Source organism: Micromonospora musae (genome assembly GCF_003626545.1).
Lineage (GTDB): Bacteria > Actinomycetota > Actinomycetes > Mycobacteriales > Micromonosporaceae > Micromonospora > Micromonospora musae.
Window position 1 is genome coordinate 612,064 of sequence record NZ_RAZS01000003.1, and the last position, 17,469, is coordinate 629,532.

Genomic DNA, 17,469 nt, shown 5'->3' on the forward strand with positions numbered 1-17,469 from the left:
GACGCTCCCACGTGGACGCTCTACGCGCCCATGCGACCGGAGCTGTCGGCGCTGCGGCGTGGGCTGGGTGACCGCGACCCGCTGGACCGGCTCACGCTCCGCCGCACCGGCATCGGGCCGCGTCGCGCCCGGTCCGTCGCGGCCCGCCGTCCGGCCGGGACGGCCCCCGTCGCGGTCGCCGGGATCGGTGGGGCGCTCTCCCCGGACCTCGCCACCGGCGACGTGGTGGTGGCCGACGTGGTACGCGCCGACCCGCTGGCCGTCGACGCCCCGGCGGGGGAGGTGCGGATGCCCGACGCCGACCTGCTCGCCGCCGCGCTGCGCCGGCACGGGCTGCGGGTGCACGTCGGTCCGGTGGTCAGCACCGACCGGCTGGTCGACGGGGCCGTCCGGGAGCGGCTGGCCGCGACCGGCGCGCTCGTGGCCGATCTCGAGTCGGCGTGGCTGCTGGCCGGCTGCACGGGCCGCCCGACGGCCTGCGTGCGGGTGGTCGCCGACACGGCGGCCGGTTCGCTCTACCGCCCGGCGGTGCTGCGTCGGGTCCGTGCCGCGCTGCGGGTGCTGCCCGTGGTGGCCACCGGCCTCACCGAGTGGGCCGTGGCCGCCGGCAGCATGCACGAGCTGCTGCTGGCCTCGCCCCGGTCGTTCTGCGCCGGGGTGGAGCGCGCGATCGCGGTGGTGGAGCAGGCGCTGCGCCGGCACGGCCCACCCGTCTACGTCCGCAAGCAGATCGTGCACAACGCCCGGGTGGTGGCCGACCTGCGTGCCCAGGGGGCGATCTTCGTCGAGGAGCTCGACGAGGTGCCCGACGGGGCGCTCACCGTCTTCTCCGCGCACGGCGTGGCACCCGCCGTACGGCAGGAGGCCGCCGACCGGCGGCTGCCGGTGATCGACGCGACGTGTCCGCTGGTGACCAAGGTGCACGCCGAGGCGCGCCGGTTCGCCGGACGGGGTGACACGGTGCTGCTGATCGGGCACGACGGCCACGAGGAGACCGACGGCACGCTGGGGGAGGCGCCCGACCGGATCCGGCTGGTGCCGGATCCGGCCGCGGCCGAGACGGTGCAGGTAGACGATCCGCAGCGGGTGTCCTACCTGGTGCAGACCACCCTCGCGGTGGACGAGGCGGCGGGCATCATCGACGCGCTGCGGCGGCGTTTCCCGGCGCTCGTCGGTCCGGGCTCCGACGACATCTGCTACGCCACCACGAACCGGCAACAGGCCATCACCGCCGTGGCGGCCCGGGCCGACCTGGTGCTCGTGGTCGGCTCGACGAACTCCTCGAACTCCCGCCGCCTGGTGGAGGTCGCCGAACGCGCCGGCGCTCGGGCCCACCTGGTGGACGACGTGAGCGACGTCGACCTGCGCTGGCTCGCCGGCGCGCGGACCGTCGGCGTCACGGCCGGCGCGTCGGCGCCGCCCGGACTGGTCGACGAGGTCGTCGCCGCGCTCACCGCACTCGGGGCGAGGGAGGTGAGCGAACACACCGCAGCCGTGGAGGACGTGGTTTTCACCCTGCCGAAGGAGGTACGCCAGCCGTGAGTATGCCGTTGCGTCAGAGCCTGCGTATCGCGCGATACCTGGCCGAACAGAAGATTCGCCGGCGCGAGCGGTTCCCGTTGCTGTTGGAACTGGAGCCGCTGTTCGCCTGCAACCTGAAGTGCGCGGGCTGCGGCAAGATCCAACAGCCGGCGAGCCTGCTCAAGCGCCGGATGCCGGTGGAGCAGGCGCTCGCCGCGGTGGAGGAGTGCGGCGCGCCGATGATCTCCATCGCCGGCGGGGAGCCGCTCATGCACCCGGAGATCGACAAGCTGGTCGCCGAGCTGGTGCGCCGGAAGAAGTTCGTCTTCCTCTGCACCAACGCGATGCTGCTGCCCAAGAAGATCGAGAAGTTCACGCCGTCGCCCTACTTCGCGTTCACCGTGCACATCGACGGGCTGCGCGAACGGCACGACGCGGCGGTGTGCAAGGACGGTGTCTTCGACGTCGCGGTGGAGGCGGTCCGCGACGCCAAACGTCGTGGCTTCCGGGTCACCACGAACACCACCATCTTCAACACCGACACGCCGCAGACCGTCATCGAGGTGCTCGACTACCTCAACGACGACCTGAAGGTCGACGAGATGATGCTCGCCCCGGCGTACGCGTACGAGAAGGCGCCCGACCAGGAGCACTTCCTCGGGGTCACGGAGACCCGGGAGCTGTTCCGCAAGGCCTTCGCCGCTGGTCGTCGCGCCCGTTGGCGACTCAACCACTCGCCACTCTTCCTGGACTTCCTGGAGGGGAAGGTGGACTTCCCGTGCACGGCGTGGGCGATCCCGTCGTACTCGCTGCTGGGCTGGCAACGGCCCTGCTACCTGCTCTCCGACGGGTACGCCGAGAGCTACCAGGAGCTGCTGGAGACGACCGACTGGGACAGCTACGGCCGGGGCCGCGACTCGCGCTGCGCGAACTGCATGGCGCACTGCGGATACGAGCCGACAGCCGTGCTGGCCACCATGTCGTCGCTGAAGGAGTCGATCCGGGCGGTCAAGTCGACCACCTGAGCCGGCGCTCGCCGCGACGGGCACGGCGGGGACCACCCGCCCCTGCTCGCGGCGGCGCCGGCGGGACCGTTCAGCCGAAGCGGGTCGCGAGCCGGCGGTACAGCGCCGGCAACAGTCCGCGGATCGCGACCGGCAGGCGAAGCCAGCCCGGCACGTAGACCTCGGCCCGGTCCTTGGCGATCGCCTCGGTGAGGGCGGCGGCGACCCGGTCCGGCGGCAGCGGGCGGGGCCGGCGTCGCCGGTACGGCTGTCCCCGGCGTACGAAGAACGGGGTGTCCACGACCCCGGGGACCACCGTGCTCACCGCGACCCGGCGACAGGCGAGCTCCATCCGCAGGCTGGCCGCGAAGGCGTCCAGCCCGGCCTTGGTGGCCGCGTAGACGGCCTCCCCGTTCACCCCGAGCCGACCGGCGATCGAGCCGACGAAGACCAGGTGTCCGCCGCGGTGGCACATGCCGGGCAGCAACGCCCGGGTCAGCTCCATCGGCGCCCGCAGGTTCACCGCGAGCAGCTCGTCGGCGAGCGAGTCGGCCATTCCGTTGAAGGGCCCCGCCCAGCCGACGCCGGCGTTGTTGACCAGAACATCCACCCGGGTGAACCGGGCCAGGGCCCGCTCGGCCAGCTCCCGACCGGCGTTCGGGCGACTCAGGTCGGCCACGAGGGGAGTGGCGCCGGTCTCCGCGGCGAGCCGGTCCAGCCGCTCGGGGTCACGACCGGCCGCGACGACGTGACTTCCGGCCTGGGTGAGCTGACGCACCACCGCCGACCCGATCCCCGACGACGCGCCGGTCACCAGCACCACCGCGCCGTTCAGGCGCATCGTGGCACTCCGGGTGGGCCGGCTCCCGACACCGTCCGGTCGACCCGGCCACCCGTCGCCGGGCCGCTCGCCTCGTCGCTTCGGATCGTCTCGCGCCAGCCCCGCTCCGCCCCGGAGCCCCCGACGGGGACCTCGTGAGCCGCCGCGCCGTCACCGGCCCGGGCGCCGCCGGTCGTACCGGCATCCGCGTCGGCGAGCAGCTCGGCGAGGCCGCGCCGCAGGGCCGCGACGGTGGCGTCGCCGACCTCGACGAAGGCGGCGTTGAGGATCACCCCGACCTCGAAGCTCGCGCCGCTGCGCAGCACGGCGATGCCGATGTGCACGTCCTCGGCGAGCGCGACGACGGGAGCCGCGGCTCGTACCGGGGCCTCGGCCATCACCTTCAGCGGGAAGGAGGTCGGCATGTAGGAGACGACCACGTTGAGGCGACGGCTGGTGTAGAAGCGCCGGGCCAGGGCCGCGTGCACCGGTGCGGGCAGCGCGCCCATCATCCGCATCACCATGCCCGCGGCCTCCGCTTCGCCGCTGTTCAGCGCGGCGCGCAGGGTCCGGCGTACCGCGGCGACCCGCTGCGGCGCCGGCATCGGGCCCAACGGGAGGTCGAGGCCGACCGCCCCGGTCCAGTTGCCCTGGGTGGGCGCGCGCCGCCGCGCGTCGCGGGAGACGGCGAACATCACCCGCAGCCGTGCCGGCACCGGGGCCGGGTGCGCCGCCCCGAGCGCACCGGCGGCGAGCGCCAGCATCAGTTCGCTCGGATGGGCGCCGCAGGCGCGGGCGGCCCGCAGCACGTCGGCGGCGGGCAGGCTCAGGTTGATGAGGCGCCGTCGCGGCGAGTCGATCCGACGGTTGAGCGGGGTGCGCGGCGCGGCCCCCCGGGTGGCGAGCCGGGCCAGGCCGCGTGCGGTCCGGCCGAGGCGGCGGGCCGCCTCCCGCGCCTGGTCGAACCCGACCGGGGCCTGCCTCGCGGCGGCGACCCGGGGTGCGGCGGGCGGCGCGTTGCGGCGGAAGCGGCTCGGTGGCGCCTCCACGGTGTCCAGCAGCCGCCGCACCACGGCGATCACGGAGATGCCGTCGCCGAGGCAGTGGTGCAGCTTGACGGCGAGTCGCGTGTGTCCGTCCGGCAGGCCGCTGACCAGCAGCATCCGCCAGGGTGGCCGGTCGGTGGGTAGCGGCTCGGACCAGAAGCGGTCCACGGCCGCCTGCCCGTCGTCGCCGGCCGCCACGTGTACCTCGTCCAGGTGCGCGGCCGGGTCGACGAGACGGTCGATCACCCAGCCGGGACGGCGCCATCGGCCCCGCTCCACCGGTCGGCGACGCAGGGTCGGGATCGCCGGCAGCCGCCGGGCCACCAGCGCGGTCAACTGCTCCCGGGTGACGGGTTGCCCTTCGGCGCGGGGCCCCAGCTCCAGCACCGTCCCGATCTGTTGGGCCTCGCTGGCGGTCTGGACGTGCAGGAAGAAGGCGTCCTGCGGGCGCAGGGGCCAACTCGGCCGGCGTGCGGTCGCCGGCTGGCCGTGGTGGACCTGCGGGGCGTCCCCGTCCGGCCCGGTCGGGCGCGTGTCCCGCGCGGCGCCGGGGTCGCCCGTGCCGCCGGCCGGCGCGGAGCCGGCGCCCGGGGAACCTCCTTCGTCGGCCCCGGAGACGAGGGCGAACTCCCCGTCGAGAGCCGCGGCGGGGACGCGTACCGGGCCCGGTGACTCGGCGACCGCCGGCAGGCCGAGGTCCGGCAGCCGACCGTCGGGTGGGACCTCGATCGGGCGCGGCGGCTGGCGGAGCCGGGTGCGGACCCCGGCGACGAGCGTCTGCGGGGTGTGCGCGGTCTCCGCGAGCCCGGCGGCCGCCATCAGCGCCGCGTTCGCGGCCCCGTGCGCGGCGATCGGCCGGTACATCACGATCGGGGTTCCGGTGGCCAGCGCCTCGAGCGCGGTGGCCCCGCCGGCGTTGGTCACCAGCAGCCGGGCGGCCTGCAACAGCGTCGGCATGTCGTCGACCCAGCGCCGCACCACCAGCCGACCCGCCGGGACGTTCAACGCCTCGAGCCGGGCGGCGAGCCGCTCGTTGCGTCCGCAGACGGCGACCACCTGGATCGGATCACCGACGCCGACCAGCGCCTGGATGGCCTCCTCGACCGCGCCGAAGCCGTACGACCCGCAGGCGACCACGACCGCGGCCCGGTCCGGGTCGAGGTCGCAGCGGCGGGCGGCCTCCACCCGGTCGCCAGGGCGGAACGAGTCGAGCACCGGTGGCGCGCAGACCCCCAACGTGGTGCCCGACGCGGAGACCGCGGCGAACGGCACCGCCGCCCGATGCACCACCAGGTTCAGGTCGAGCTCGGGGTAGACCCAGAAGGGGTGGGGCGCGAAGTCGGAGATCCACGCGCCGATCGGGACGCCGAGCCCGCGGTGGCGACGCAGCCACGCCAGTCCGGCGCTGCCCAGCGGGTACGTGGAGACGATCAGGTCCGGATCGAAGGCGTCGACGACCGGGGCGAGCCGGCGCCCGGCCCACGAACCGGTGAACCACTTGGCGGTGCCGGCGAACCAGTGGAAACGCCACAGCGAGGCCCAGAAGAACTCGTACAACCAGGGCGTCACGCCCACATTCGTCACGTAGATGCGCCGGAAGCTGCGACCCACGCCGGCGCCCATGACGTCGAGGGTGTCCACCCAGCTGACCCGGCTGCCCGGCCAGATCGCCTGGATCCGCTCCTCCAGCGCTCGCCCGGTGGCGTCGTGCCCGCCGCCGATGTCGGCCGAGACGACGAGGACGCGCCGGGCGGCCGGGCCGCCCGCGGCACTCACGCCGCACCCGCCGCGCTCGGCGTGCGATACCTGCGCGAAGACGGGTATGCGCAGGTACCTTCGCCGGCCCCGTCCGGCGCCGTCGAGACCGGGATCGTGACATGGCTCTGGGCTTCCTGCTGGCGATCATCGCCGCGTTGTGCAGTGCCACGGCTGCGATCGTGCAGTCGGTCGGGGCCCGCCGGCTGGCCGCCACCGCGCACGTCGACCCGCGACTGCTGTTCCGGTTGGTGCGCAACGGCCCGTACGCGGCGGGTCTGGTGCTGGACGGGGCGTCCTCCCTGCTGACCTTCACCGCCCTGCGGATCCTGCCGGTCTTCGCGGTGCAGGCGGTGGGGGCCGCCAACCTCGGCATGGTGGCGATCATCGCCATGCTCGTGCTGCGTCTGCACCTGACGGTGCGGGACTGGCTGGCGATCCTCGGTGTGATCGCCGGGCTGGTGCTGCTCGTGCTCTCCGCGAAGGCGGGGCCGCCGGGCACGGTGCCCGGCGCGGCCGGCTGGTGGCTGCTCGCCCTGGTGATCGTGCTGGGGGGCGTGGCGTACCTGGGCAGCCCGAAGATGTGCGGTCCCGCGGTGCCCGGCCTGTTGGCCGGGCTCTCCTTCGGGTCGGCGGCGCTCGGTGCGCGCCTGCTCGCGAAGGTCGAGAGCGTCGGCGACGTGGTCGGCAATCCCGCGTCGTACGCCGTGGTGCTCGCCGGTCTGACCGGTGTGCTGCTCTACGCGACCGCGCTGCAACGTGGCTCGGTGACGGTCGCCTCGGCGTCGTCCGTCGTCGGGCAGACGGTGGCGCCGGCGGTGACCGGCTGGCTGCTGCTCGGCGATCGGGTCCGGCCCGGCTTCACGCCGGTGGCGATCCTGGGTTTCGTGCTCGCGGTCGCCGGCGCGGTCGCGCTGGCCCGCCACGCCCAGCCGCAGATCGAGCCGGACGACTGCGGGCCGGAGCGGAGCGAGACGCCCGGTCGCTGACATGTCGGATGCTCCCAGCGGTACGCGACGGAGGGGCGCGATGGCGCCCCTTCGGAACAATCATCAGCTTAATCGCCATTTGCGTACTCTTAGGGCGATTACCGAGCACTGCCGGGGTGGCCACCCGGGCGGAGGCCGCAGCCGTTTATCTCCGACCGCCCCGGGAACCCGCGCCGGGCCACCGTCGGCGCTCCGAGTCCCACCGGGTCGAGGCGCCGCCCGGAGAGATCCGGCCTTCGACGGTGGTGACGGGAAGCGGAGGACCGCCCTGGGGGAGGCACATGTGACCGGCCCGGTTGGCGTGCGGTGAACGCTACGACGGAGATGCTGGTGGGCGTGCCCATCGCACTGGCCGCCGCCGCGGCCTTCGGCGCCTCGGGCGTGCTGCAGTTCCGCGCCGGACGGCAGGTTCCGGAGGAGCCGGCCGGACGCCCCACCCTCCTGGTCCATCTGGTCCGGCTGCCCAGCTGGCGCTGGTCGGTGGTGCTCGCGGTGCTGGCGTTCGCCCTCCAGGTGGCCGCCCTCAGCCTGATCCCGCTGATCCTGGTGCAGCCGCTGCTGGTCACCGGGCTCGTCTGGTACGTCCTGCTCTTCGCGGCGTTCCAACACGACCGCCCCGACCGGACGATCCTGCTGGAGTCCACCCTCTGCCTGTTCGGGCTCGCGGCCTTCCTGGTGATCGCCGAGCCCGGCCGGGGCCAGGGGCGCGGGCTGGACTCGTTCTGGTCAGCGCTGCTGCTCGGGGTGGCCGTCGTGGTCTCGATCGGGCTCTGCCTGCTGGCCGCGGTGCGGCTCGAGCGACGCTGGCGACCGATGCCCCTGGCGATCGCGGCGGGCATCTGTTACGGCGTCACCGCCGGCCTCGTCAGCAGCCTCGCCTTCCACCTGCAGGAGAGCCCGCTACAGGTGTTCACGCAGTGGCAGGCGTACGCCGTCGCCGTGCTCGGGCCGTTCGGGGTGCTGCTCAGCCAGAACGCCTACCAGGCCGGTCCGCTGGGCGCGCCGGCGCTGGCCGCGATCACCGTCACCGACCCGCTGGTGGCGATCCTCGTCGGGTTGATCTGGCTGGACGAGTCGATCCGGGGCGGCGTGCAGGCGGCCCTGGGGCAGGCGCTCGCGCTCGTCGTGGTGATCCTGGCGGTCGTCATGCTGGCCCGACGCGCACCGCACGTGAAGGGGGGTTAGCCCGCCGGTGTGGCCGGGGCGCGGCGCGTCAGGCCGCCCGATCGGCGTCGTAGGCCGCGCGGGCCGCGAAGACGTCGCCGAGCCGACCCTCCACCCACCGGGTCAGCGTCCACACCTGGTCGGCGACCTCCCGCCCCATCGGAGTCAGCGAGTAGTCGACCCGGGGTGGGATGACCGGTTGGGCGTCGCGGTGCACGAAGCCGTCGCGCTGGAGGGTCTGGAGCGTCTGCGCGAGCATCTTCTCGCTCACCCCGCCCACCCGGCGGCGCAGCTCGCTGAACCGGTAGGACCGTTCGCGCAGCGAAGCCAGGACCAGCACACCCCATCGGCTGGTGACGTGCTCGAGCACCGGGCGGGAGGGGCAGCCGACCCGGTTCACATCCGGCGACGACGAAACGCACCCACGCAGGGTCACTTCCTCGTCCAGCACGAAACCACCACTTACGTCCATGTCAGTACCTTACTCGAAGGTGGGTACTTACGGAAACGGCAGTACCGGTCGTAGCGTTAGCGCCGGCCATCCGGCCGTCACCCATCCGACCTGGAAGAAGAGTGCAATGAGCATCGCCATCACCGGCGCCACCGGACAGCTGGGCCGGCTGGTCATCGCCGACCTGCTCGCCACCGGCGTGCCGGCCGACCAGATCACCGCCGTGGCCCGCAGCGCGGAGAAGGCGGCCGACCTGGTCGCCCGGGGCGTCCGGCTGCACGTGGCCGACTACGACCGGCCCGAGACCTTCGCGGGCGCGTTCCAGCCCGGGGACCGGGTGCTGTTGATCTCCGCCAGCGACGTCGGCAGGCGCACCGCGCAGCACGCGGCGGTCATCGACGCCGCGGCCGCGGCCGGCGTCGCCCAGCTGGCGTACGTCGGCGTGTTCGGCGGACCCAAGGCGGACTTCCTGCTCGCCGGGGAGCACCGCACGACCGAGGAGCTGATCCTCGCCACCGGCCTGCCGTACACCTTCCTGCGCAACAACTGGTACAGCGACGCCCCGATGTTCACCGGTGACCTGGCCAGCATCCTGGCCCGGGGCGCGATCGTCAACAGCGTCCACGGGGAGAGCCGCATCGCCACCGCGTCACGCGGCGACTACGCCGCCGCCGCGGCCGCCGTGCTGACCTCGGACGGTCACCTGAACGCGGCGTACGAGCTGAGCGGCGACCACGCCTGGACGTTCGGAGAGTTCGCGGAGGTGATCACCCGGCTGAGCGGGACCAAGGTCGTGCACAGCTACGTCCCGCCGCAGGAGCAGAAGGCGATGATGACCGGCGCCGGTCTGCCCGACGCGCTCGCCGAGATCTTCGTCGACGTGGACGAGGCCATCAACCGGGGCGCGCTGGCCGGTACGCCCGGAGACCTGTCCCGGCTCATCGGCCGCCCGACGACGCCGATGGCCGAGACGGTCGCGGCGGCGCTGGCCGAGCTCGCCTCCTGAACCGTTCCGTTCCGGGTGCGGCGGCGCGACAGGCCGGCCGGATTCCCGGCCGGGCGGCTACCGTCGGGCGGGTGGCGTGGCGGTACTCCTCGACGACGGACGGAAGGGTCGGCAACTCGTGACGCATCAGCCTCCGCAGGCACCGCGGATCGTGCAACTGCTCGCCTCGCCCGTGCACCGGTACGTCGGCCGGCCCGCCGACGGTCCGGCCCCCGCTGTGGAGGGTGAGCTGGTCGAGGAGGTGCGCCTCCGGGCCGGTCTGGGAATCGTGGGGGACCGGTACTTCGGCCGCCCCGCGCACCGGGAGGCGAGCGTGACCCTGATCGCGCAGGAGTCGCTGCCGGCCGGCGCCGACCTGCGGCAGGTCCGCCGCAACGTGCTCACCGCCGGCATCGCCGTCGACGAGCTCGTCGGGGCGGTGCTGGTGCTGGACTCCGGCGCCGGCCCGGTCCGGTTGCGGGTCAACCGGCCGGCGAACCCGTGCGCGTGGATGGACGTGACGATCGGCCCGGGCGCCTGGAAGGCGTTGCGCCGTCGGGGCGGCGTGCGGTGCACGCCGCTCACCGACGGCGTCCTGCGGGTCGGCCCGGTGCAGGTGACGATCGAGACGCCGTCGGTCAGCGCCCCTGAAGCGTCCTGACGTTGTCGCCGAACGTCCAGCCCTTGCTGCCGTCCCAGTTCAGCGACCAGGTCATCAGGCCCTTGAGCGCGCCGCCGTAGGTGTTCCACGCCTGGGCCACCGCGGCCGGCGCCAGGTGGCCGCCGCCCGCACCCGGCTGGGCCGGCAGCCCGGGGACCTGCTTGTCGTACGGAACGCGGATGGTGGTGCCCTGCACGACCAGCCCGGTGTTGAGGCAGTCGGTCTGCTTGGTGAAGCCCTCCACGGTGCCCGCCGGGTACGAGTCGCCGGCGCAGCCGTACATGCTGCCGTTGTAGTACTGCATGTTCAGCCACCAGAGCCGCCCGTTGTCGGCGTACCGCTTGACGATCGGCAGGTACGCGCCCCAGATCGACCCGTAGACGACGCTGCCGCCGGTGACGTACGCGGTCTCCGGCGCCATCGTCAGGCCGAAGTTGGCCGGCATCTGGGCGAGCACCCCGTCGATGATGCGGATCAGGTTCGCCTGCGAGGTGGAGAGCTGGTTGATGTTGCCGCTGCCGGTCAGCCCGGTCTCGATGTCGATGTCGATGCCGTCGAAGTTGTACCGCTTCAGAATCGGCACGATGGTGGCGACGAACCGGTCGGCGACGACGCTGGAGCTGAGGTCGATGCCGGCGGTGGCGCCGCCGATCGACATCAGGATGGTCAGCCCGGCGGCCTTGGCCTGGCACATCTCGGCGGGCGTCGCCACCTTCACGGTGGCGTCCATGCCGTCCTCCCAGAGCACCGTGCCGTCGGGGCGGATCACCGGGAACGCCGCGTTGATCACGTTGTAGCCGTGGGTACGGATCCGCGAGTCGGTGATCGGGATCCAGCCCAGCGGCGGGTGGACTCCGTTGGCGGCCCCGTCCCAGTTCTCCCAGTACCCCTGGAGCACCTTGCCGGCCGGCTTCGACTTCACTGCGCAGGTGGTCGAACCCGGCGGAACGGTCGGCGTCGGGGTGGGTGTGGGCGGCACGGTCGGCGGCGGCGAGGGATTGCCGTCACAGGCGCCGAGGTCCGTCCAGAGTGCCGGGGTGCCGGCCGGGTTCCAACCGGCGCCCGCCGGCGGGGTGTGGGTGACCAGAGCCTGGTACGTCCGGCTCGTGTAGGTGACCCGGCTGCCCGCCGGGTAGTTCATCCCCTCCGCCCACTGCGGCGCCGAGCAGGCCGCGGCCGCGGCCTGCGTGGTGGTGGCGAATCCGTTGGTGGCCGGCAGCGCCGCGATGGCGGCGACCAGCGCCGCGCCGGCCAGCAGCGCGGGCACCCTGCGTCGAAGTCGCATGACATGCCTCCTCATCGATTGACGGGAGGCTATCAGTTAACTTTGTTAAGTGTCGATGTCCGGGCGCGGGACGGGCCGCCTCACCAGGACCGGGCCCGTCACCCGGACGACCGGGCCCACTCCGGCTTCACCGCCATCATCTGGGCGGTCTTGCTCGGGTCGAGGTCGATCAGGTCGCCCAGCACCTCGTCGATTCGCGCCAGGACGCTCGCCTCCAACCGGAGCCCGGCCGCGCCCGCGTTCTCGGTCACCTGCTCCGGCCGGGACGCGCCGATGATCGCCGAACTGACGCCCTCCTGCTGCAGGGTCCACGCGATCGCCAGCTGGGCCATCGAGGTCCCGACCTCCTCGGCCACCGGCCGCAGCCGCTGCACCCGGGCCAGGAGCGAGTCGCCGAGCACCCGGCGGATGAACCGGGGAGCCCGTCCGCCGCTCGCCGCCCGGGAGCCCGCCGGCACCTGCTCGCCCGGGCGGTACTTGCCGGTGAGCACACCCTGGGCCAACGGCTGGAAGACGAACTGACCGATCCCCTCACGCCGGCACAACGGCAGCACCTCGGGCTCGATCACCCGCCAGAGCATGTTGTACTGCGGCTGGTTGGAGACGATCCGGCTGCGCAGCCCGAGCTGGTCGGCCAGGGCGAGCGCCGACCCGATCTGCGCGGCCGTCCACTCCGACACCCCCAGGTACCGCACCTTGCCCTGGCGTACGAGGTCGTCGAAGGCGACGAGGGTCTCGTCCAGCGGAGTCGCCTCGTCGAAGCGGTGCGCCTGGTAGACGTCCACGTAGTCGGTGCCGAGCCGGCGCAGCGAGGCGTGGCACGACTCCATGACGTGTTTGCGGGACAGCCCCCGGTCGTTGGCTCCGTCCCCGACGGGCAGGCAGACCTTCGTCGCGATCTCCACCGACTCCCGGCGCACCGCGCGCAACGCCTCGCCCAGCACCCGCTCGGCGGCGCCCTGGGCGTAGACGTCGGCCGTGTCGAACGTGGTGATGCCCGCGTCCAGCGCCGCGCCTACGCAGGCCACGGCCGCCTCCCGGTCGACCAGCTCGCCGTGGGTGAGCCAGTTGCCGTACGTGATCTCACTGACGTAGAGGCCGCTGCGGCCCAGGCGACGATGCTCCACGAGCGTCGACCCTAGCATCGCATCGTAATCTGTCCATGCCCTGCCACTCCTTACCGGGACAGGGCGCGGCCGTCCGGACCGCCGCCGCGTTGCTGCTCGCCCCACTCGCCGGCCGTGTCCGGCGCGTGCCGGAAAAGCCTGGGACACTGTGGATATGCGGTTCACCCGGACCGACGCGCCTGCGCGACGGCGGCTGCCTGCGCAAGCGCGCAAGGGCGTCCTCCTCCTGAGCGCGCTCGCGGGACTCATGGCCTGCACCGACGCGTCCGGGCCGGCCGCGCCCTCCGGCTCGCCCGGCGGCACGGCCACCTCCGCCGCCGCACCGTCCGCGCCGGCCCACCCGTCGTCCGGGTCCGCTCCGGCGGCGACCCGCTCGCCCGCCCGGTTCGACAAGGCGCTGCACGACGAGTTGATCGGCATGTTCCGGCGCGACCAGGCCGAGCGCAACGGGGAGCCGGTCGCCGAGAGCGACCAGACCCGCACCGCCCGGTTGAAGGAGATCATCGCCGAGCACGGCTGGCCGACCATCGACCTGGTCGGTGCGGACGGCGAGGACGCCGCCTGGACCATCGCCCAGCACTCCGACCTCGACCCCGCCTTCCAGCAGCAGGCCGTCGAGCTGCTCCGCAGCGCCGTCGCCGTGGGTCAGGCCTCGCCCGGCAACCTGGCATACCTCGAAGACCGGGTCGCGGCGGCCAGGGGCGAGCCACAGACGTACGGCACGCAGGTCCGCTGCGGTCCGGACGGTCCGGTGCCGGCGACGCCGATCCACGACCAAGCGGGCCTCGACGCCCGGCGCGCGACCGCCGGCCTTCCCCCGTTCGCCACCTACCTCGCCGAGCTGGCCGCCGTCTGCGCCGAGGACGACGGCTGAGCGCGGCAGTGGCGCCGGTCGCGCCGTCGGCGGTCGCCCGCCACCGGTCCACGGCGGCCTGGGACACTCGTGCCATGCAGTTCACCGTGACCGACGTGCCCGAGCGTGACCGCTTCGAGGCGCGGAACGAGACCGGCGACCTCGCCGGCGTCGTCACCTACCAGCTGACCGGCACGATCATCGCGTACACCCACACCGAGGTCGACCCCGAGTTCGAGGGCGAGGGCGTCGGCTCGACGCTCGCCCGGGCCGTGATGGACGACGCCCGGGCCAAGGGGCGCACCGTCGTGCCGATCTGCCCGTTCATCGCCAAGTGGCTGACCCGGCACCCGGAGTACGAGCAGATCGTGGTCCGCACCACCCGCAAGGTCAAGTAGCTCTGCCGGGCCCGCACCCGATGGGCGCCGCCCGACTCCGGTCGATCCCCGTCGATCGGTTCAGATAGCCGGATGGACACGGACGTTCGACGCTACCTCGACGACCTGCTGGCGGTGGCCCGCGCGGTGCTGGGCGACAACCTGATCGGCGCCTACGCCGCCGGTTCGGTCGGGCTCGACGCGTACCAGCCCGGCCGCAGCGACATCGACGTGGCGCTGCTCTGCGCCGACCCGCTGCCCGAGCAGACCAAGCGCGCGCTGGTGGCCGGCCTGCGGCACGAGGCGCTGCCCTGCCCGGCACGCGGGCTGGAACTGGTCACGTACCGCCGGTCGGTCGCCGCGTCCGGCACCCCGGAGCCCGGGTTCGAAGTGGAGCTGAACACCGGGGCGCGGATGCCGTTCCGGGCCACCTACGCCCCGGCGGATCGACCGGTCGCGGACGGGCACTTCTGGTACGCGCTGGACCGCAGCATCCTGCGCCAGTGCGGGTACCCGCTGCTCGGTGCCCCGGCGGCTGAGGTGTTCGCCGACGTGAGCCCCGCCGACCTGCGCCGCCTGCTCGTCGACGCGCTCGGCTGGTGGCTGGCCCTGCCGACCCCGCCCGGTGACGAGCCGGCGCCCGGCGCCGAGGACGCCGTGCTCGGCGCCTGCCGCTCCCTGGTGCGCGTCCGGCACGGCCGGTGGCTGGCGAAGTCCGAGGCCGGGCAGCGGCTGATCGCCGACGGGGACGAGGCGACGCCGGTGATCGAGCGCGCCATCGCGGCCCGGCGCGGCGGCCCACCGCCGAGCGGCCCGCAGGCCCGCGCCTTCCAGCAACGAGTCCTCGACGAGATCACCCAAACCCCCTAACCCCCACCCCCACCTGCCCCCTCCCACCCGCCTCCGCCCCGGTGATCATGAAGTTGTCGCCGTCCGGCACGGCGTGTCGCAGCAATAACTTCATGATCACCGGGTGCAGGCGGGGAGAGGGAGGGGGTGGGGGGGTGGGGGGCTAGGCGACGGTTAGGCGGATCGGGGTTTCGTCGGGGGTGCCAGGTAGGCGGACGGTGACTCGACCGTCGGCGGTGTGCACGGTGCCGCGGCTGACGGTCACCGGACGGTCGGTGGCGAGCACCACCTCGTCGTCGCCCTGGGTGGGGCGCAGCAGCACGGAGTCCCCGTCTCGGCCGACCAGCTCGCACGTCGTCTCCAGCAGCGTGGCGGCGCCGACCCGAAGCCCGTGCGGCAGGATGAGGCCGGTGCGGGCGGGCACCCGCAGCCGACGCCCGCCCAGCAGCGCCGCACCGTGCCACCCGAGCGAGACGGTGACGGCCGACGGGGCCACGTTGATCAGGTGCAGCAGCCGCTGCCCGGCCCGGTCCACGGTCGAGGTGAGCACCAGCCCGGGCCCGTCGGCGTCCGGGGCGAGGCGGGGGCGGGCACCGAGCCGCTCCACCGCCGTACGCCAGAAGTCCAGGTCGCAGGGGATGTCGGCGGCGATCACCAGAGCCCGGCCCGCGCCGACCGTCACCTCCACCGCGCATGGCTCGCCGGAGGCCACCTCGGTGAGGACCGGCTGGGCCGTCTCGCCGGCCAGCCGCTGGGCGTAGCCGACCCGCGCCTCGGCCCGGCCCGCCGCCCAGCCGTGCCCGACCACCGACGGGAAGGAGTGCGGTCCGTCGTCGACGCGCCCGGTGACGGTCAGGCCGAGCGCGTCGGCGAGCACGGTGCAGGGGTCGCCGTCGTGGTCCCGTTCCGGCAGCACGCCGTGCAGCAGCAGGCGACCCCCGGCGTGCAGGTGCTCGACCAGCCGCTGCTGCACCTCCCGGCCGAGCGTGGCGGCGCTGGCCAGCGCGATCACCGGCGGCGTACCCGTGGGCAGCGGCGACTGGAGGTCGACGGCGGGGAAGGAGTAGCCGGCGAGCAGCAGCGCCCGGGCCAGCACGTCGCGGGGCCCGAGGCCCCGGAAGCGCTCCAGGTCGGCGATCTGCGCGGCGCGTGACGCCGACGCCGGGTGGTGGTACTCGGTCAGGTAGTGGTCGGGCACGAAGCCCAGCGCCAGCCCGTCGTTCTCCTCGTCGGAGTCGGCGAGCAGGTCGGCGACCCCGCGTACGGCGTGCAGGGCGCGCCGGGCCGCCGCGTAGGTGGGGTTGAGCCGTCCCTCGGGGTCGACCGACGCGGCGAAGCCGTGCCGTTCCCCGGTGAACGCGATCCGGTCGTTGCCGTCACCGACCGGCTCGGCCAGGGGCGGGTTGTAGCCACCGGCGAAGAGGTAGAGGTTGAGCAGCCGGTTGCCCTGCGCCACGCAGAGCCGGGCCTTCAGCTCGATCGCCTCGGGCGGGTAGAGCGTGGAGAGGTCCTGGCCGTAGTCGCCGTTGCCGGCCTCGAACTCCAGCGACGTCGGCGGCTGGTCGGCGTCATGCACCGCGGCCAGGAACGCGTTGCCCGCGTACAGGTCGGCGACGTTGGTGACGGTGAGGTCACCGAGGTAGTAGTCGGAGCCGGAGGTGAGCTGCGGCTGCCCCCGGTACGCCTCGAAGAGCTGGCTGATGCCGATCGGGAAGGTGCGGCCCCGCCCGCCGCCGGTGCCGTGCACGTTGATCAGGAACGGCACCCCGGTCACGCCGTGCCGTTCGGCAGACTCGCGCAGCGCGACCACGTACCGCCGGTACCGGTCGCGCATGTAGCGGCCCAGGTCGTCGTGGAGCGTCAACGATCTCGCCTCGGCCGGGCTGCGCAGCGCCGCCGCCCACGCCTGCGGGTCGCCCGGGTCGGCGCCGACGCGCTGCGCCGCGGTCTCCTTGCCGTACCGCTCGACCGCCCAGCGCCGCAGGTCCTCACAGACGACGTCGGTGAGGTCGGGGGAGTTGGTGACCCAGGAGAGCATCCCGATCTCGTTGTCGAGCTGGACGCCGATCACCGGCCCGCCGCGGTCGGCGAGCCGCTCGGCGATCACCGGCATCACCTCGGCGTACCACCCCTCGGCGGCGGCCAGGAACTCCGGGGCGAGGTAGTCGACGGTGCGGGTGGTGATGGACCGGCCCTCCCAGGTGGTGGGCAGCAGGTGCGGGTGCTCGTCGTACACCCGGTAGGGGATCCCCTCGTTCTTGATCTCGGCCATGATGAACGGCCCGGGGCGGACCACCGCGTAGAGGCCCCGTTCGTGGGCCAGGTCCAGGAAGCCGGCGAGGTCCCGTTGTTCGTGGGTACGCCCCGTGAGGTCCACCTCGCCGTCGGGCAGCTCGTGCCAGAGCCACGGCACGTAGGTGGCGACGGTGTCGCCGCCGCACTCGCGGAGCCGGTCGAGCCGGTCCGCCCACGCCGCCCGGGGCAGTCGGAAGTAGTGCACCTCCCCGGCGAGGAGCAGGCGGGGTCGACCGTCGACGACGATCCTGCGGTCGTGGAGAAGAACTCGCGGCATGCGGTCTGAC

General features: G+C 73.8%; 15 protein-coding genes and 1 pseudogene. 10 read left to right on the forward strand and 6 right to left on the reverse strand.

The features are described 5' to 3' along the window. Positions 1–30 precede the first annotated feature (30 nt). From D7147_RS33030 to hpnH, 3 genes and pseudogenes are all read left to right on the forward strand, one after another. Positions 31–501 (forward strand): annotated as a pseudogene (locus tag D7147_RS33030) (phosphorylase family protein); the annotation flags it as partial. A 111-nt stretch (positions 502–612) separates the two neighbouring features. Next, positions 613–1,542, forward strand: a complete 930-nt coding sequence (locus tag D7147_RS33035) for a 4-hydroxy-3-methylbut-2-enyl diphosphate reductase (protein WP_233563098.1) — start codon at positions 613–615, stop codon at positions 1,540–1,542. A gap of 2 nt (positions 1,543–1,544) precedes the next feature. After that, the gene (hpnH, locus tag D7147_RS10860; protein WP_233563099.1) at positions 1,545–2,546 is read left to right on the forward strand and encodes an adenosyl-hopene transferase HpnH; all 1,002 of its coding nucleotides are present in this window, start codon (positions 1,545–1,547) and stop codon (positions 2,544–2,546) included. A 70-nt stretch (positions 2,547–2,616) separates the two neighbouring features. Here the strand turns inward: hpnH and D7147_RS10865 are convergent, their stop codons facing one another. Next, a complete protein-coding gene (locus tag D7147_RS10865; protein WP_120676298.1) occupies positions 2,617–3,366 on the reverse strand; it encodes an SDR family NAD(P)-dependent oxidoreductase in 750 nt (249 codons plus the stop codon). Continuing rightward, positions 3,357–6,167, reverse strand: a complete 2,811-nt coding sequence (locus D7147_RS10870) for a wax ester/triacylglycerol synthase domain-containing protein (protein WP_120676300.1) — start codon at positions 6,165–6,167, stop codon at positions 3,357–3,359. The genes D7147_RS10865 and D7147_RS10870 overlap by 10 nt, the downstream gene beginning before the upstream one ends. 101 nt (positions 6,168–6,268) lie before the next feature. On the opposite strand from D7147_RS10870, the gene D7147_RS10875 reads away from it, so the two are divergent. Then, on the forward strand, positions 6,269–7,135 hold the full coding sequence (locus D7147_RS10875; protein ID WP_120676302.1) for a DMT family protein: 867 nt from the start codon (positions 6,269–6,271) through the stop codon (positions 7,133–7,135). Between the two features lie 330 nt (positions 7,136–7,465). Then, complete coding sequence (locus D7147_RS10880; protein ID WP_147434561.1) at positions 7,466–8,320, forward strand: DMT family transporter; 855 nt, start codon at positions 7,466–7,468, stop codon at positions 8,318–8,320. A gap of 28 nt (positions 8,321–8,348) precedes the next feature. Here D7147_RS10880 and D7147_RS10885 read toward each other — a convergent pair whose 3' ends face one another. Next, the gene (locus D7147_RS10885) at positions 8,349–8,771 is read right to left on the reverse strand and encodes a winged helix-turn-helix transcriptional regulator (protein ID WP_120676306.1); all 423 of its coding nucleotides are present in this window, start codon (positions 8,769–8,771) and stop codon (positions 8,349–8,351) included. Between the two features lie 106 nt (positions 8,772–8,877). Here D7147_RS10885 and D7147_RS10890 point away from each other — a divergent pair, with 106 nt between their 5' ends. Both D7147_RS10890 and D7147_RS10895 read left to right on the forward strand, forming a co-directional pair. Next, positions 8,878–9,756 (forward strand): NAD(P)H-binding protein, encoded by an 879-nt coding sequence (locus D7147_RS10890; RefSeq protein WP_120676308.1) that lies wholly within the window; start codon positions 8,878–8,880, stop codon positions 9,754–9,756. Positions 9,757–9,874: 118 nt separating this feature from the next. Next, complete coding sequence (locus D7147_RS10895) at positions 9,875–10,396, forward strand: molybdenum cofactor biosysynthesis protein (RefSeq protein ID WP_120676772.1); 522 nt, start codon at positions 9,875–9,877, stop codon at positions 10,394–10,396. Here D7147_RS10895 and D7147_RS10900 read toward each other — a convergent pair. Then, positions 10,374–11,681: a glycosyl hydrolase family 18 protein gene (locus D7147_RS10900; protein ID WP_120676311.1), complete on the reverse strand. Its 1,308-nt coding sequence runs from the start codon at positions 11,679–11,681 to the stop codon at positions 10,374–10,376. The genes D7147_RS10895 and D7147_RS10900 overlap by 23 nt on opposite strands. Positions 11,682–11,779: 98 nt before the next feature. Next, positions 11,780–12,808, reverse strand: coding sequence for an aldo/keto reductase family protein (locus tag D7147_RS10905; RefSeq protein WP_120676312.1), 1,029 nt, complete (start codon positions 12,806–12,808; stop codon positions 11,780–11,782). Between the two features lie 154 nt (positions 12,809–12,962). Here D7147_RS10905 and D7147_RS10910 point away from each other — a divergent pair, with 154 nt between their 5' ends. The 3 genes from D7147_RS10910 to D7147_RS10920 all read left to right on the forward strand — a co-directional run bounded on the left by D7147_RS10910 (position 12,963) and on the right by D7147_RS10920 (position 14,908). Continuing rightward, positions 12,963–13,682 (forward strand): DUF6624 domain-containing protein, encoded by a 720-nt coding sequence (locus tag D7147_RS10910; RefSeq protein WP_120676314.1) that lies wholly within the window; start codon positions 12,963–12,965, stop codon positions 13,680–13,682. A gap of 74 nt (positions 13,683–13,756) precedes the next feature. Beyond that, positions 13,757–14,059 carry a GNAT family N-acetyltransferase gene (locus tag D7147_RS10915; protein WP_120676774.1) on the forward strand — a complete coding sequence of 101 codons (303 nt, stop codon included), beginning with the start codon at positions 13,757–13,759 and terminating at the stop codon, positions 14,057–14,059. Between the two features lie 72 nt (positions 14,060–14,131). Next, positions 14,132–14,908 carry a nucleotidyltransferase domain-containing protein gene (locus D7147_RS10920; protein WP_120676316.1) on the forward strand — a complete coding sequence of 259 codons (777 nt, stop codon included), beginning with the start codon at positions 14,132–14,134 and terminating at the stop codon, positions 14,906–14,908. A 142-nt stretch (positions 14,909–15,050) separates the two neighbouring features. Here D7147_RS10920 and D7147_RS10925 read toward each other — a convergent pair whose 3' ends face one another. Beyond that, complete coding sequence (locus tag D7147_RS10925; RefSeq protein ID WP_158609342.1) at positions 15,051–17,459, reverse strand: beta-galactosidase; 2,409 nt, start codon at positions 17,457–17,459, stop codon at positions 15,051–15,053. Between the last annotated feature and the right edge of the window lie 10 nt (positions 17,460–17,469).

Coding starts and splice junctions, on each gene's coding strand:
- D7147_RS33035 (WP_233563098.1), top strand. CDS start 613: ATGCACGAGCTGCTGCTGGCCTCGCCCCGGTCGTTCTGCGCCGGGGTG.
- hpnH (WP_233563099.1), top strand. CDS start 1,545: ATGCCGTTGCGTCAGAGCCTGCGTATCGCGCGATACCTGGCCGAACAG.
- D7147_RS10865 (WP_120676298.1), bottom strand. CDS start 3,366: ATGCGCCTGAACGGCGCGGTGGTGCTGGTGACCGGCGCGTCGTCGGGG.
- D7147_RS10875 (WP_120676302.1), top strand. CDS start 6,269: ATGGCTCTGGGCTTCCTGCTGGCGATCATCGCCGCGTTGTGCAGTGCC.
- D7147_RS10885 (WP_120676306.1), bottom strand. CDS start 8,771: ATGGACGTAAGTGGTGGTTTCGTGCTGGACGAGGAAGTGACCCTGCGT.
- D7147_RS10890 (WP_120676308.1), top strand. CDS start 8,878: ATGAGCATCGCCATCACCGGCGCCACCGGACAGCTGGGCCGGCTGGTC.
- D7147_RS10900 (WP_120676311.1), bottom strand. CDS start 11,681: ATGCGACTTCGACGCAGGGTGCCCGCGCTGCTGGCCGGCGCGGCGCTG.
- D7147_RS10910 (WP_120676314.1), top strand. CDS start 12,963: ATGCGGTTCACCCGGACCGACGCGCCTGCGCGACGGCGGCTGCCTGCG.
- D7147_RS10915 (WP_120676774.1), top strand. CDS start 13,757: ATGCAGTTCACCGTGACCGACGTGCCCGAGCGTGACCGCTTCGAGGCG.
- D7147_RS10920 (WP_120676316.1), top strand. CDS start 14,132: ATGGACACGGACGTTCGACGCTACCTCGACGACCTGCTGGCGGTGGCC.
- D7147_RS10925 (WP_158609342.1), bottom strand. CDS start 17,459: ATGCCGCGAGTTCTTCTCCACGACCGCAGGATCGTCGTCGACGGTCGA.